The sequence below is a fragment of the Shewanella sp. VK101 genome (assembly GCF_056497865.1).
Window position 1 is genome coordinate 3176716 of the sequence record NZ_CM151402.1, and the last position, 14790, is coordinate 3191505.

The following is a 14790-nucleotide window of genomic DNA, read 5'->3' on the forward strand; positions in this document are numbered from 1 at the left end:
AGGAGCCGATTTTGACAGACAGCGCACAGGTTTTGCTCATTGGCAATGGCCCGGGGCAAGCCCCCCACATGGAAGATGCCTTGTGTATCCGTTTCAACGGCCGGCAACAGCTCAGCGGCACCAGAGCAATGACGGTATTTAATGGCAAACTTGCCCGTGAATATCTGGCTAATCCAGCAGACGCTGCGGCCATCGACGATACCAGGTCCACCGGACACAAGAACAAGCACCTCAGTCAGCCTAACCTTAAAGAGCAGTGGGAATTTGGCAGACCCCAGGCCGAGCCCGCATTAGCGAGTGAACGGCACTTTGCACTCAGAGCAGTCGGCGCCGATGCCAGGGATATGGCGCTGCTTGGGGACTTAAGCAGGGTGGCGCAAAGGCAGGAGCGGATACTTGGCGCCTGGCCCTCATCTGGCTTTGCAGTGCTGGGGTGCCTATACGGCCAAGCGGGGCTTAAGGTGCACGTATGCCAGATGAACCTGTTGCCCTCACTGGTAAGAGCACCGGAGCTAAGTGGGCGCATGCCGCTGGCAGCAGTGTTCCATAACTGGCTGGGTGAGCGGCGGCTGGCAATGGCATGGCTGTTTGGCAAGGGTAATGACCATGCTGTTATCGATTGGCCCGACTTTTGGTTGCCTGCGCCGAGAAGCCAAGCGCCCGATATGTGGCGACCGTCTATCAAAACATGCCCTTTTGAGGCGCTTGCTCAGCTTGAGCACTGCAGCAAAGCCGAAGGCCGTAAGCTGTGGCAGCAACTCGCCGACACCAACACCAACCAATGGCTTGAGGCAGTTAGCGGCGACCAAGATTCATTCGAGAACGGCTCAGACGCTCCGGCTTCATACGGGAACGGCTCTGGCGACAAAGACTCGGGCCTTAATAAACTGATTGCGGCAGAAAGGCTGTTTGTTCTGCCGCGGGATACGCAAGAGACCTCACTGTGGTGGCTTTACGATAACGCGGTGTCGGCCTGGGTCAGTCAGGTACATTACACACTGGCTTGGCTGTGGCAGACGCTGTCGGCTCGCTCCCGGGGTCTTGCGGCGCCGGACTCAGTGATGGCTTTGCCAGGATCTCCTCAATAAGCTGCTGCTCCCTCGCCTTCTCCTCGCTGCCATAATCACGGCGCAGGTGCCAACAGGCGTAGCCATCGTCGAGATACTGAGGGTTTAACGCAAGCTCTGCCATGGGCAACATGGTGAGATAGTCGGTGACGGTATCGAACCATTGTCCATCAGACCGTTTGAAACGGGCTAAGGGCACCTGACGGAACAAACCTCTGTTGAACACTCTAAGGTGGCTCCAGACATTGGCCCCTGCAGCCTGCCTTGGCGCACGATAATCCGGCCGGTATAACCTGAGTGGCTTGTTGGGGCGATACATGGGCATTTGAATCAAATCGGCCCCTTCGGCCCTCGCCTTCAGCAACAAATCCACCACTCTTGGGTGCATCAGGCAGTCATCCTGATCCAATACCGCTATCAGGCTGTTGTCGTGCTCACACAGGTCATTGATGCCCTGCAGAAAGTTTGGCATGCGGCCCTGATGGTTCAAATGACGCACCAGGGTTGTGCGCGGCCAAAGCTCCTTCAACAGGAGCGGATAACACCAGTTGTGGGCCCAGGTGCTGGCATCATCGATAACAATGACGCCGAAGTTTTGATTGTGCTGGGCTCGCAGGGAGTTTAGGCAGCGAGCCAGCAGGTTTACGTCGGTAAAGCGGCCTTTGAGCAGGAACACCAGGGGTTCGCTGCGTTTGGAATATTGCCAGTCAGCCTGCGGCTGCCAATCGAACGCTTCTTGCTGGACCATCGGCTCACGGCCCTGGGCAATGATATCGGCCGCAACGGCGATATAAGGCAGATGTTTGTGCTCATTGCGCGGGTGGACGTAGAAGGTTGCCGGATCGCCGCCACGAAGAGCGCGAAGATGGTTGGTTTTCATGTGGGCCTGCAGCGCCCTGTGCCAGGTCATTGTGTACCTGCCATTACTGACGGGATTGGCTATGGGCAGCAGTGCTTTGATTCGCTCAAGGTCCAGCAGCCCCAACCTGACTTCTGGCGCAAACTGGCCCGGCTCACCGTGGTAAGGCAAAAACTGGTTGGTGGATTTGGGAATGTTAAAGCCTACGGCCAACACAGACGCGGGCTCGGCAGCATAGAGCATGTCAGCCAGGTAGTCGTGCTGCCAGTCTCGCTTGCCTATGATGACATCCAGATCGCACTGGAGCACATATCGGGTATCAATTTTCTCAAAGGCCCAGACTTGGGGAAAGAGCGGCGCATTATCTTTAGTGTGAGTATGGAGAACCTCTGCACTGCCCTGCTCCAGCTTATCTTCGGGCTCAAACCAGCGCTGATAGCTTGCCCGAATAGTGCGCTGACACTTGGGAGACAGCAGGATTTCATCTATAAGCCCGGCCTGTTTTAGGGTTTCGGCCTGCGCTATAACCGCGGTAAGGTTTGCCGACGCATACTGCCTCAAAAAATCGCCCTCATGGGTGTCTATCAACAGCAGCTTTTTGGCAAACCGAACCGGGTATTGCAGGTGAGTGACGATGTGCTGAACCTGCGCTGTGAGGCTTTCGGCATCCTGACCACAGGCTTTTATCAGCAGACTGACATTGTCAGCAGTTGCCCGGGCATCGGGCTGCCGGATATTCAGGAATTGGGCATCGTGGCTTTGGGAGTCTACCTGACAATGCGGGTGCAAACTTGCCACCAACTCTGCGTAGAAGGTTGCAAAGCCCGGCAGGGCTTCAAGGGCTTCATCCTGGCGGCGAAAGCTGTGCCTGCGCCCCCATTCTTCATCTTTATTGCCAAGTATCCCGATTGAATACAGACGGGCACACATGTCCTGAAAATTGGAGCTGGTGAGGGGCTGAATGTCTTTGCCTATGTCGATGTAGAGCAGCTCGCCGGATTGGGTAAGCAGCAGGTTTTCCCGTTTGATGTTGAGAGCGCTGATACCGTTTTGGTACATGGCCAAGAGAAAACCAAGGACCTGTGATTCGGTAAGGCGCTTACCGGGATGATGGCCGGGTGCATAGGGGGTTTGATACTGCCAGCGTCCATCGCATTTACGCCAGCGAACCTTGGGAATAGGCACGCTTTTTTGGTTAAGGAGTTGCTGTAAGCGGCTGACTTCGGCGTCATCAATCGCCCAGGGATAAAATTCCTTTACCACCTGATTATGCTGGCGCCAGACTGCGCCTTCCATACCGACCCCAAGCAAGTCTCTTTGGTGAGTGATAAGCGCAGCCCAGCTACTGGCAGCACTGGCCAGACGGGTTCTTTGCTCCTGCCAAATCGATTGCTGTTTATTTGCCGCTGTATCGTTACCTGACAGCGAATAGATGGCATAAACGGGTGAAGGATTGATCGCCACTTGATTACCAAAGCGCATCAGTAGGCGGGTTAGTAACCAGTGATCTTCGGCGCTGCGAATATTGGGATACCTGAGACCAAGTCCGGTTTTGAGGAGTAAATTACAAGAAGGCAATTCCCGTTGCTGCCTGCCTTCTGCAAAGCTCTCGATAAATCCCGCCAGAGCTTGGGGTGACAAAAGCTCGTATGGGTCTGCAATATTGGCGCTATCCAGGATTGTATCGCCTATCCGCAGGTAGTTACTGCCAATGGCGGCAACGCACTGCTCCCGATGGGCCGATAGCCAAAGGCGTTCAAGACTGTCGGGATAAGCCAGTTCATCGTCGGCATCGAGTCTTGCCACCCATTGAACTGCCGGATTGTCGTCGGCCCAATCAAGCATCAGATTCCGCGCCCGAGCGGGCGAGCCACACTCGGCGCTGATGAGGGTGACCGCCGGGTGCAACAGATACGCCTTTGCATGCGTTTGCCAGTTGGGTTCTGAGCTGTCGTCCAACACCAGTATCTGTGCTTTCTTTTGCTGGATGAGGGTTTGCGTAACAGCACTTTTTAGCGCCCGAACCAGCTGTAGTGGTTGGTTCTTATGGGCGATAGCTATCAGTACCGGCGCAGCACGGTATTCGGCTTCGGCCTGCCGACGAATGCTTTGATTGCGATTACAGAGGATTTCTTGAAACGTCGCAGGAGCTTTGGGCTGAAAGTGTGACAATTGATCTATCCATTGATTGATATTCTTCCATGATGTCGGCCTCGCTAATCTTAAACAGCGTTTGTAAGCGACCGAAGAATGCTTGCTTATCAGCAGGCGACATCCGATGTTCGTGCAACCTTAAAAACTGGGCACATCCTTTACGTTTTTGCGGCGAATTGGGTGCTGATAATGCCTCTTCAGATTGATTACAGTGCCATACCACTGTGACTGTATCTGTGTACCTGAAGCGCTCTGGTGCACGCAGTAACATACGAATGGCAAGGTCACGGTCGTTACAGCTCACCAAACCATCGGTGAAGCCCCCAACAGCCTGAATGGCGCTTAAGCGGACGAAGGTATTCGAGCCCTGCCAACCGGGGTTTTTTACCAGAAAATCCGTGTATTTGAGATCTTTGGGGGTATTTAACGCAAGCGTTTCACCGTGCCTGCGAACTTCAATACCCGAGATAACGGCATCCACATTATCAGCCACCAGCTCAGCACAGCTCTGCAGATGGTTTGTCTGCCACAGGTCGTCATCATCCAGAATGGCGACCCATGCTTCTGGATGGTTGGCCTGCAAATAATCGAGCCCCGTATTCCAGGCGCCTGCGGCCCCGGGGGCTCTGCGATTATGAAGGAATGAAACCGGAATGCCAGGCAGGCATTGCGCTATAACCTGCTGTTGAACATCGGTAAAGGCCAACTTGTCAGCAACGATAACCACTTCGTCCGGCAGGCAGGATTGGCTGATAACACTCGGCAAAGAAGCCGAAACCAAGTATTCCAGCGTCGGCCGCGAAGCCATCAGAACGACCAGCGGCTGGATCATACGGCTTCCCAGAGATACTCACCCAACTCTTGCAGTACGGTATCGAGCTGATCGTCCAATATTTGGTTGAGCCTTCTGGCACCACCCTCAAATGCCGGAGTTTGATTAATGGTCTCGCGATCCATAATCATCTCGTGGACTAATTGCCTCGCCAAGCGATCGAGCCATTTGCGCTGATTGGGGTTCCAGTCATGTGCCTTAAGGATTTTCTTCATCGCACGGGACACACGCTCGTCAAACGGAATAAGCGGCTCGCCTAATGCCGCGCGGCGAATGTGACCTATGATGCCGGCGGCGATTTCATGGCTGGTTTTGCCGCGCCATGCGGTTTTGAGATTTGTCTCACTGTAACCGGCGCCATCGAGCAGCATACGGATTTCTTTAAGCTGCTCTCGGGTCAAATCCTTGGGGCGGTTAACCACTGTCATTAAAGCGGCATGCTGGTTCACTTGCTCGCGGATGTAGTTATCGAACGCACTCAGGTAGTCTTCGGGTCTACTGTAGGTGCCGTAGGCCTGTTCGCGCAGTGTCAATTCGTCTTCGTGTTCTGACAGCACTGGGCGATATTCGCTACCAACCAATGCCTTTACCTGCTCGAGCTGTGCGATAAGACTGCCATGCTGTTTGAGAAAATCACTGGCCTGTTTCGGCCCCATCTGGTGCAGGTGTTGGTGTAGTTTGCCGGGCTCAACACCCCAGCTATTGCCTAGGTCTGCGAGTTTTTGCCTCAGCGCTGGATAACGCTCGGCCTTGCTTTCAGCCTTGCGCAGTACCCGCATCAGCTTTTGGCTAAGCTGACTGAGTACTGTGTCAGCCTGGGATTCACCCGAGATATCTCCCGGCACCGACATAGCCTTGGTAAGCAGGGTGTCATCGGTTAACTCGTCAATCAGCTGCTCAATCGTGATATTGGGGTTCTTCACCAGTGGTTTCATGGTGTTGACTTCGGCAAGCGCTGCGTAGATGTCTACCGGGTCATAGATTTTAAATACGGTTTTACCTATTTCGTCGCAGCGACGAGTGGCGCGGCCAACCATTTGTTCGTACAAAATGCGTGACTTAACCCGACGCATAAACACCAGATGACAGATTTTGGGGACGTCGATACCTGTGGTGAGCAGATCTACCGTAATAGCAATGTTGGGGTAACGTTCATTTTTGTAACGACGGATTAGCTCGGTGACCTTATCGCTCTTACCAGTAATTTTTGCCACGGCAGCCTGGTTATAATCACCGTTATAGATGGCGTGAAACTCTTCATCCAGAATACGTTTAACCATGTCTGCGTGCAGATCGGTGGCGCAAAAAATCATGGTTTTTTCGTCACCGAAGGGGTCCAACTCCTTCACCAACGCCTGGCAGATAACCCGATTAAACTTCTCGTTAATCACCCTCTTGTTAAAGGCGTTTACGTCAAAGTTCAGCTCATCTTCCAGCTCTGCCGACTCGATAGCGCCTGTGGCCATATCGATTGAAGAGACAGTTTCGCCCTTCTCAAAATTGATGCCATTTTGGCTGAGGAGAGTCTGATAACGGATGGGCGGTTCATGGTCGATTAGCCAATCTTCGGCCACTGCTTCACGATAGGAATAGAGGTAAACGGGTTTGCCGAAAATCTCACTGGTATGCTTTGCCGGCGTGGCGGTGAGGCCTATCTTGATGGCGTCGAAATACTCCAGTACCCGCCGATAACTTGACAGATATTGGTCGGCATCACGGGTTTCGATTTCGCCGTCGGTCATCTCTTGGTCGAGAGTGTAACCGCGGTGTGCTTCATCGACGATGATACAGTCAAACTCATCCACAGTGGGCGGCTCATCACTGGCAAAAATGCGCTTGACCATGGCCTGCACAGTCGCGACCTGAACGCGGGTTTCGGCCTCAGCAGCCATATCTTCGAGTTCGGCGATATTGTAGATGGTGGAAAGAGTCTTGTTCTGCTCAAGCTTTGCTTCTTTAAAGGCGTCGGTGGCCTGCTCACCCAAGGCGGTTCTGTCTACTAAAAACAGAATGCGTTTGAACCGTTCGGTCTTTAAAAAGCGATACATGAGGCCAATGATGGTACGGGTTTTACCGGTACCTGTAGCCATTGCCAGCAAACATTCACGCTGATCAGCCTCAAGCGCTATCTCAACTTCTTCGATGGCCTTTTGCTGGTAGGGACGCAGCTTTAGGTAACCAAAGCCTTCTTGCTTGAGTTTGGCTTCGGCATCTGCCCTATTTCGTGTGAGCAAATCGATAAGCCCGTCCGGCGAGTGGAAGCTTTGCAACGCTCGGGCGATATTTGCCCCGCTACGCACATCCCGAAACCAGGTACCGGACTGCTCGGCTAACTGCTTTACAAACGGCCTGCCATTGCAGGAATAAACGAAGGGAACAAAAAAGGTGTCGGTATCAACGCTCCAGGGCACTGTGCTCTCTTCGAGTGCCCATGGTTCTGATAGGCCGCGAAGGGTAAACCCCTTGCTATAGCGCTCTGCTTGAGGGATTGCACCAGCAACATTAACGTTTTCGCGTTTGGCTTCGACCACGGCGACGGGCGTGAGGCCAATAAACAGCACATAATCGGCCCGGCCATTTTTACCCTGGTACTTGGTTGGCCACTCGGCAATGGCCATGTTGCGACCTTTCTCCGGACGAGCTCCCTTTCGGTAGTCCAGCTGTATTGTGTCCGCCTCCCAGCCAGCTTCAATTAACTGCAGGTCTATGAGCATTCGGGTACTTTCTTCATCCAAATCAATGGACTTAGTTACCCGTTTAACTTTGTAGCTTAATTGCTTTAAGTCTTTTTGTTGCTGGGAAGCAGCCTCTTCAGTTTGGGTTTTCAGCTGCTTTTGCAGCTGTGCTAAACGTTGCTCAAATTGCTGTTGTTGGCGTTTGAGTTCGTCCTCGTGAGTCCTGGCCTGAAGCTCAAGTGCTTTTGACTCGGCGTCCATCAATTCCGCCAGTTGCTGGTATTCTGCTTTCTCCTGCTGTAACAGTCCTGTCAGCTCGGTACTCTGCTCAAGTTGGCAGTTGGCTTCCAGCAGCTGGTTTTTCAGCTGGGCAATTTGGTCCTGCAGCGCGCTGAGTTCTTCACTGGGATCTTTAGGCGTAACGAAGGGCCCCGGCGTAAAAGACTCTCCTCCCGCGCCAAAGGTTCGATGAAACCAAACCGCCAAATCACGGCCCACTTTAAGCCCGGCCAGCGCTTCTTTGTGTTGGGTTTTTAATTGGTGCACCGCCACATTGTCCGCTTTACGCAGACCATGGAACAGTTTGAGCACTAAAGGTTCCAGCTGGAGTTCCCGACCGACAAGAAACAACAAGTCGGCCTGAGTGGTTTGTTGATCGAAAGTCAGACAACAACGAGCAGCGATATCCTGAGTGAAGGCTTCGGCCAGCTGCCTGAGTTTGACCAGGGTAGCGTTGGGATCGGAGGAGAAGGAGCGCTCGGCACCATAGGCGAGTTCAAAAAAAACACCTTCGTGTTCTTTAAGAAAAGAGAAGTTACTGAAAGTATCCTTTTCGTCGGCCATCCCGGGCGCACTCCCAATCAAAACTCGGTATGAGGTTAAGTCGTGATTTTGCCACAACAAATCCTTTCTTCGCCAGCGTATTAGTTTGATGGGACAAACACTTTTGGAACTACCTATAGCAATTCTGACCTCCCAGTAGCAAGCCAGATTGAACCCATCACCTACTTTTAAAAGCGTGGTTTAGACTTCTTCACAATGTTTTCTTCACAGACATCTATCTTCTTTAATTCAAAATTCACTTCAGCCACTATATTATCGTTCTTCTTTTACGGTTTTCAGTGTTTACAGGGACGTGGATATGCCATTCATAAAGCCAAAGCCAGGGGGATTTTACTATCCCAGAAACTACCCGTCTCGAATGGTTTGGCTGTAACCTTTCCCCGAGATTAGTACCAATCCCTTGATGAGATTTTCCAGCTTATGCTGCTTGCTTGGCATACGCAATAGGCGGCATATAGTTCAGTGAACTATGAGGGCGAACATGGTTGTAGTGTTCACGCCACTTCTCGATTTCGTATCTGGCCTCGTCCAAGATTCTGAACCAGTGCTGGTTCAAACATTCGTTCCGGAATTAGTTGACCGCTACAACCGCTTCCTGCTCACGGTTTGGCAGCACTCCCGAAGGTCTGTGACCTTGGCAGTTCAATTTCCAAGTGATAAAAAAGGCCATCCTTACGGATAGCCCTCAGGGGTTAATTAGCAGATAAGTTTACTTGTAAAAAGCTTCGACTGTGCCTTTGATGGTCATCAGCAGAGGCTGGCCGCGGCGGTCGAGCGCTTTGTGAGAGGCGACTTTAATCCAGCCTTCGCTGATGCAGTATTCTTCCACGTCATTGCGCTCTTTGCCATTGATGCGAATGCCCACATCGAACTCAAACACTTCGGCCACATGGTGTGGGCTGCGTGGGTTGATAGAAAGGCGATCCGGCAGAGCGGGTGGTACTTTGGTATCGGTCATAATCTTCATCTTGGGTAAATAAAACTCGCGATATTGTAGGCAATCCCCCAATCTGGCTCAATAGCGGCGAATGGCTTTATCCACACGGTTTATGCCCTTTTTATCAATCCAATCAGCCAATTTGGTTGTTTGGCCATGGGCTAAACTTTATCTGACTCGATTGCACGCTAGTTGATATGTGAATCAATAGAGTCTCGTTCCAAACAATTAACGGCGTATGCGACGAGCCGGCAGCTGAAGTTGTTCTATTGGCCGAATACCTTATCCCAAAATCCAATAGAAATAGCGCTTGGGAAAGCACCAAGAAAAATCGGCGCAAAGCCAAAGCCTGCGCCAATTTCATGGGGTGGATTATCCCCTTCTCTTACTCATTTACATCAGCCGTCAACGATTACTGCAAATCGAACCTATCCAGCTCCATCACCTTGGTCCAGGCTTTGGCAAAGTCCTCAACGAAACGGGTCTTGCCATCGTCTGCGGCATACACTTCAGCGACGGCTCTGAGTTCTGAATGGGAACCAAACACCAAGTCGACCGGCGTAGCCGTCCATTTGAGTTTGCCGGACTGACGGTCAAGGCCCTGATAGAGACCTGGACCCTTGCCCTTTTCCCAACGAGTGGACATATCCAGCAGGTTTACAAAGAAGTCGTTGCTGAGCTTGCCAGGGCTTTGGGTGAACACCCCATGCTTGCTACCACCGCTGTTGGCATTCAGCACTCTGAGACCGCCGACCAATACCGTCATTTCAGGAACCGTCAGGTTAAGGAAGTTCGCCTTTTCGATCAGAGCTTCGGCCGGTGATGCCGGGCTTTGTTCACTGAAATAGTTTCTGAAGCCATCGGCCTTGGGCTCAAGCACGGCAAAGGAGTTCACATCTGTTTGGGCCTGAGTCGCGTCCATCCGCCCGGGATGGAAGGCAACATTGACTTTAACCCCGGCATCGGCCGCGGCTTTTTCTATGGCTGCACTGCCGCCCAATACAATGAGATCGGCCAGCGATACCTTTTTACCGCCCTCGGCTTTCTTGTTGAAATTTTTTTGGATTTTCTCAAGCTTGCCAATGACTTTCGCCAATGCCTTGGGGTCATTTGCCGCCCAATCGCTCTGGGGCTTCAGGGCGATTCTGGCACCATTGGCGCCGCCACGCATATCTGTGCCACGGAAAGATGACGCCGCGGCCCAAGCCGTTTTCACCAGCTCAGGCACGCTGAGGCCTGAATCCAAAATAGCCGCTTTCAGTTGTTTGGTATCGGCCGCGTCGATCAAAACATGATCGACCGCTGGTATAGGGTCTTGCCAGATCAGATCTTCAGCAGGCGCGTCTTTGCCCAGGTAGCGGGTCTTCGGCCCCATATCTCTGTGGGTCAACTTGAACCAGGCCTTGGCGAAGGCCAGCTCAAACTCGGCCGGATTATTGAGAAAACGGGTCGTGATTTCGCGGTAAATCGGGTCTTCCTTCAGCGCGATATCACTGGTGAACATGATAGGAGCATGACGCTTGTCGGGGATATGGGCGTCAGGCACCAAATTGGCGGCCTTGCCATCGGCAGGGATCCATTGAATGTGGCCGGCCGGACTCTTGGTTTGTACCCAATCGAAGGTGTAGAGCCAGGTTAAGTATTCCATGGTCCACTTGGTGGGGTTGGAAGACCAGGCACCTTCAAGGCCGCTGGAAACCGTATCTTCCGAATGACCTTTACCGCAGCGGTTTTTCCAGCCAAGGCCCTGCTCCTCTATTCCGGCGGCAGCGGGTTCTGCGCCGACACATTTGGCAGGATCATGGGCGCCGTGAGCCTTACCGAAGGTGTGACCACCGGCGATCAGCGCCACGGTTTCTTCATCATTCATGGCCATACGGCCAAAGGTATCGCGGATCTCCTGGGCGGATGCCAAGGGATCGGGCACGCCGTTGGGCCCCTCAGGGTTCACATAGATGAGCCCCATCTGGGTGGCTCCCAAGGGTTTGGCCAACTCACCCTTTTCATTGCGGCGTTTATTGTCGAGCCACTGTTTTTCGGCGCCCCAGTTAACCTTTTCGGCTTCCCAGTCATCAGTGCGGCCACCGGCAAACCCGAAGGTTTTAAAACCCATGGACTCCAGGGATACGTTACCCGTCAGTACCATGAGATCGGCCCAGGAGATCTGGCTGCCATACTTTTGTTTAATTGGCCAAAGTAGGCGGCGAGCCTTGTCGAGACTGACGTTATCGGGCCAACTGTTGAGAGGTTCAAAACGTTGCTGGCCACCACTGGCACCACCGCGACCGTCAAAGATGCGATAAACACCGGCACTGTGCCAGGCCATACGGATAAAGAAAGGGCCATAGTGACCATAATCGGCGGGCCACCAGTCCTGGGAAGTGGTCAACGTGGTTTTGATATCGGCTTTGACGGCGTCCAAATCCAAAGAGGCAAAAGCCTTGGCATAATCATAATCGGCGCCGTAGGGATTGGATTCAGCGCCGTGCTGGCGCAGTGGCGATAGATCCAGTTGCTGTGGCCACCAATAGGCGTTGGTTGTTGCGGCCTGAGGCTGAGCAGCAGCCGATTGCGTCTGCGCCGCTTGGGTAGCGGCTGCGCCAAAAACCATGGCAACAGACAGCGCCACCGCGGTCAGGGATGGGATACTTGATTTCATGTTGGAAGTCCTCTTCCTTGGTGAAGGGCGTGGAATAAGCCACTCTCCCGATTCAGGTGCCGCGAATGCCGGCGCCTTTGGTTAGCGCGCCTTAACAAACGGGCACAGTTAAACAGCGGCGAATACGGCCTGCCGCTGTTCACTCCAAGGTAGTGAGAAAACTTATTCGCGACTAACGATTAAATCAGATTATCGTAATCTAAAAAGAAGTATCAACTAATTTAGAGAATGGTATTCTGTAGTTACCCAACTATCTCCGGTACATTCCTAACCCGGTGAGATTGACGCCATTTCAGCCATCTCAAAAACACAAACCTGCTATTAAGCCATTCTGCTTAACCATTCTCTAAGCCAAAGATTGGAAGTCAGTAATTGCTATCAAGTATTCGTTTTCAACCCCACTTTTGAGCGCAAAAGGGCTTGGCCTGTCTGTCTTTGGCAGAGAGTAATGGCTCACCCAGTGCGGTATTCAGCGGCCAGTCTATCGCTAAGTCAGCATCGTTCCAGACAATGGCACCTTCATCGTCGGGCTGATAATAATCGCTGCACTTGTATATCACCTCGGCCGGCCCCTTGGTCACATAAAAACCATGGGCAAACCCCGGTGGTATCCACAGCTGACAGCGATTTTGTGCCGATAAATACAAACCGTGCCACTGCCCAAAGGTGGGAGATTGGGGACGAATATCGACGGCGACATCGTAGATCTCACCGCTGATAACCCGAATCAACTTACCCTGGGGATATTGGCGCTGAAAATGAAGTCCCCTAAGCACTCCCGCGCCAGAGCAACTGTGATTTTCCTGCACCAAAGTGACAGCAACCTGACCGGAATCCATCAAGGCTTTTTCAAAACCGGAGGCTCGAAAGCACTCCATAAAATAGCCCCGGGTATCGCTGAAGATCTCGGGCGTAAACAATATCAGACCGGATAAAGGGAGAGATTGAGCTTTCATCAAGAGACACAAAAAACGGTAATTGGAGGGATTGTAGCAGGAGTCGCAGTCATAGGACGATAGCCTTTCCATTGCATTGCGTAAACAAGCCGGTTACGTGACTGAATATGCTCTGAACCGTAACCCAGATGGTGTGACAAAAGCCTTACTCCCGCCAAAACAGCTGTGCTAGCCTGAAGGCCAACTTAGGTAACTTAAGGGAATAAACCATGAACAAGTCTACTATTTTTGCGTTATTGATGACGAGTGGTATGGCGCTTGGCTTGGCGGCTTGCCAAGACCAGGAGACACAATCTCCGGCCACTAACGGCCAAACAGAAACGGCTACAGCCCCCGCTGAGCAAACAGCGCAAGTACCAATGGGTGATACCAGCCAAAATGCGCTGGATTGGGAAGGAAGTTATAAAGGGCTGCTGCCCTGTGCAGATTGCTCAGGAATAGAAACCACGCTGACGCTCAAGGGAGACAACAGCTATCGCCTGCAGCAAGTGTATCAAGGTAAGGACGAAAGCATATTCAGCGAAAGCGGCAAGTTCACCTGGGATGCCAGCGGCGGCAAAATCACCCTAGAGGATGGCAGTAAATATCTGGTAGGGGAAAATCAGCTGTTTATGCTGGATAGAGAAGGCAACCGCATCACCGGCAGCCTGGCGGATAACTATAGGTTGAGTAAAGAACAGTAATTGGCACAGTGTAGAGCCGCATAGTTAAGCTAATACAGCCAAGTCAAGTCATAGTGCGCTTCAGATCTGAAGTGCACTATGACTCTTTTATCAATAAAAGGCTTTATACCAATCAGCAAAAGCCTTCACCCCTTCACTGATCCCAACTTGTGGTTTGTAAGCCACAGCTTTAAATAAATCTTCGGTATCTGCCCAAGTGGCCTGGACATCACCATCTTGCATAGGCAGCATAATTTTTTCGGCCTTTTGCCCGAGCGCTACTTCAAGCTCGCTGATAAAGTCCAATAAACGAACCGGGCTGCCATTGCCTATGTTGTACACGCGATATGGAGCACTGCTTGTTGCCGGAGTGCCCTGCTCTACCGTCCAATCACTTTGTGCCTTTGGCACTTTATCGGCCACTCTGATAATGCCTTCGACAATATCATCAATAAAGGTGAAGTCACGGCTCATATCCCCCTGATTAAACACCTTGATGGGCCTGCCAGAGGTAATGGCATCGGCAAAAAGCATAGGCGCCATATCCGGGCGCCCCCATGGGCCATAGACGGTGAAAAACCTCAGTCCCGTTGTTGGCAAGCCATATAGGTGCGCATAGCTATGAGCCATCATCTCATTGGCTTTTTTGGTCGCCGCATAGAAAGAAACCGGATGATCAACCGAATCCGTTGTCGCAAACGGCATCTTCTTATTGAGGCCATAAACAGAGCTGGAAGAGGCGTACACTAAATGCTCTATGCCGTGATGGCGACAACCTTCCAACACAGTAAGAGTGCCAACAAGATTACTGTCTGCATAAGCATAGGGATTTTCAATCGAATAACGGACGCCGGCTTGGGCACCCAAGTGGATAACCCGCTTGAAACTGCCTTTGGCAAAGAGTTCAGCCATGGCTTCCAGGTCGGCAAGATCAAGCTTTTGGAATTGGAAATGGTTAAAGTCAACCAGCTTTTGCAATCTGGCCTGTTTTAAACTGACATCGTAGTAATCATTGAGATTGTCGATACCAACCACTTCGCACCCTGCCTCACAAAGCCGTTCGCAAACTCGGGCACCGATAAAGCCAGCTGCGCCGGTCACCAGATATTTCATTTTGTTGGTCTCATTCAACTTGCAGCCCTTATG

9 protein-coding genes and 1 pseudogene are annotated in these 14790 nt (G+C 52.1%); 2 read left to right on the forward strand and 8 right to left on the reverse strand.

Annotation, left to right across the window (positions count from 1 at the left end):
• The first annotated feature begins 11 nt into the window (after window positions 1–11).
• Window positions 12–1088, forward strand: a complete 1077-nt coding sequence (locus tag ACSHSR_RS14130) for a hypothetical protein (RefSeq protein ID WP_479630856.1) — start codon at window positions 12–14, stop codon at window positions 1086–1088.
• Here ACSHSR_RS14130 and ACSHSR_RS14135 read toward each other — a convergent pair.
• The 7 genes and pseudogenes from ACSHSR_RS14135 to rfbC all read right to left on the reverse strand — a co-directional run bounded on the left by ACSHSR_RS14135 (window position 979) and on the right by rfbC (window position 12982).
• Entirely contained in the window at window positions 979–4098 is a 3120-nt protein-coding gene (locus ACSHSR_RS14135) for a glycosyltransferase family 2 protein (RefSeq protein ID WP_479630857.1), read from the reverse strand. The genes ACSHSR_RS14130 and ACSHSR_RS14135 overlap by 110 nt on opposite strands.
• Entirely contained in the window at window positions 4046–4912 is an 867-nt protein-coding gene (locus ACSHSR_RS14140; protein WP_479630858.1) for a glycosyltransferase family 2 protein, read from the reverse strand. Before ACSHSR_RS14140 ends, ACSHSR_RS14135 begins: the two co-directional genes overlap by 53 nt.
• Window positions 4909–8430, reverse strand: a complete 3522-nt coding sequence (gene hsdR / locus ACSHSR_RS14145; RefSeq protein WP_479630859.1) for a type I restriction-modification system endonuclease — start codon at window positions 8428–8430, stop codon at window positions 4909–4911. Before hsdR ends, ACSHSR_RS14140 begins: the two co-directional genes overlap by 4 nt.
• A 418-nt stretch (window positions 8431–8848) precedes the next feature.
• A pseudogene (locus ACSHSR_RS14150) lies at window positions 8849–9001 on the reverse strand (integrase core domain-containing protein); the annotation flags it as partial.
• Window positions 9002–9139: 138 nt separating this feature from the next.
• Window positions 9140–9388: a DUF3297 family protein gene (locus ACSHSR_RS14155; RefSeq protein WP_025011888.1), complete on the reverse strand. Its 249-nt coding sequence runs from the start codon at window positions 9386–9388 to the stop codon at window positions 9140–9142.
• Window positions 9389–9779: 391 nt separating this feature from the next.
• Window positions 9780–12026 (reverse strand): catalase/peroxidase HPI, encoded by a 2247-nt coding sequence (gene katG / locus ACSHSR_RS14160; protein WP_479630860.1) that lies wholly within the window; start codon window positions 12024–12026, stop codon window positions 9780–9782.
• Window positions 12027–12418: 392 nt separating this feature from the next.
• Window positions 12419–12982, reverse strand: a complete 564-nt coding sequence (gene rfbC / locus ACSHSR_RS14165) for a dTDP-4-dehydrorhamnose 3,5-epimerase (RefSeq protein ID WP_159352279.1) — start codon at window positions 12980–12982, stop codon at window positions 12419–12421.
• Between the two features lie 209 nt (window positions 12983–13191).
• On the opposite strand from rfbC, the gene ACSHSR_RS14170 reads away from it, so the two are divergent.
• The gene (locus tag ACSHSR_RS14170) at window positions 13192–13665 is read left to right on the forward strand and encodes a copper resistance protein NlpE (RefSeq protein ID WP_243756960.1); all 474 of its coding nucleotides are present in this window, start codon (window positions 13192–13194) and stop codon (window positions 13663–13665) included.
• A 90-nt stretch (window positions 13666–13755) separates the two neighbouring features.
• Here the strand turns inward: ACSHSR_RS14170 and ACSHSR_RS14175 are convergent, their stop codons facing one another.
• Window positions 13756–14757, reverse strand: coding sequence for an NAD-dependent epimerase (locus tag ACSHSR_RS14175; protein WP_335915599.1), 1002 nt, complete (start codon window positions 14755–14757; stop codon window positions 13756–13758).
• Between the last annotated feature and the right edge of the window lie 33 nt (window positions 14758–14790).